Source organism: Cellulomonas biazotea (assembly GCF_004306155.1).
GTDB classification, from domain to species: Bacteria; Actinomycetota; Actinomycetes; order Actinomycetales; family Cellulomonadaceae; genus Cellulomonas; species Cellulomonas biazotea.
In genome coordinates, this window is record NZ_BIMR01000485.1 from 1 (window position 1) to 1,104 (window position 1,104).

Consider the following 1,104-nt stretch of genomic DNA (forward strand, 5'->3'; position numbering starts at 1 on the left):
GGGTCGCGGCACGTGGGGCAGGTCCCCGAGGTCGACGGCACCCGGCGGCGCGAGGTCGGGGGCGCCGTCCGCGGCGACGGCGCGGGCGGCGTGCGCGCGCACGAGCTGCGCGCGAGCCCGGTGCTCCCGGACGGCGTGCAGCGGGACGGGGGAGGACGCCCCGGGGGCGTGCAGCGTCGCGCCACGGTGGTCGACCTCGACGACGTGGCGGCACCACGCGGGGACGGCCCCGCGGTGCGGCAGGACGAGCAGCAGCCGGTGCCCGGCCGGTGTCGCGGCACGCCAGCGGGCGAGTCCGCCGATCGCGTCGGCCGTGTCGCAGACGACGACGCACGCGCCGGGGTCGCCGGTCTCGTCGGTCGCGGGCAGCGGTCCCGTCCCGGCGACCGTCGCGCACCACTGCCACGCGCGCTCGTCGGCGGTCCGCAGCACGACCCGCGCGTCGAGGTGCGACCCGAGCTCGCCGAGCAGGAGCCCGCGCGCGACGTCCCGGGCGGCGCCGGGAGGACCGACGACGACCAGGGTGCCGTCGGGCGCCCAGGGGGCACCCCCGCGGACCCGCGGGCCGCCGTCGAGGATCGCGTGCATGGTCGCGGCGACGAGGTCCGCGGGGTCGGTCACCGCGCGCGCGACGACGGTCGCCCCACCCGGTCCGGAGGTCCCACCCAGGCCTGACGCCCCGCGGCCGCCCGTCGCCACGGGAGGGCCCGTCACCCCGCCTCGGCCGGTCGCGCCGCCACGACCGGACGCGTCACCCGACCCGGACGGACCACCGACCCCGGAGGCACCCCCGGACCGACGACGTCGCGCGCCCACCAGGTGCGTCGCCAGCGCCACGAGCGGGGTGACGAGCCCGACGACGAGCAGGAGCGGCTGCCGCACGACGGCGGCGAGCACCACGCTGCCGACGACCGGGCCGACCCACAGGGCCGCCGTGGCGGGGTCGCGCTCGCGACGCCTGCCGTGCGGATCGCCCGCGTCGTGGGGGCCGGCCGCTCCGGGTGCGGAGGCAGGCGGGCGGCGCAGCACGAGCGTCGTGCGCCCGACGTCGACGTGGTCGCCCTCGCGCCACCGGCGCCACCGCCCCGGGTGCAGCGGCCGGGC

General features: G+C 81.1%; 2 protein-coding genes. One reads left to right on the forward strand and one right to left on the reverse strand.

What is annotated here, in order from left to right; all coding sequences use genetic code 11:
• Positions 1-621: hypothetical protein (locus tag CBZ_RS20355; RefSeq protein ID WP_218022841.1), on the reverse strand; the 621-nt coding region annotated here is incomplete at its 3' end.
• Between the two features lie 198 nt (positions 622-819).
• On the opposite strand from CBZ_RS20355, the gene CBZ_RS21575 reads away from it, so the two are divergent.
• The coding region (locus CBZ_RS21575) for a hypothetical protein (RefSeq protein ID WP_218022842.1) at positions 820-1,104 on the forward strand (285 nt) is incomplete at its 3' end.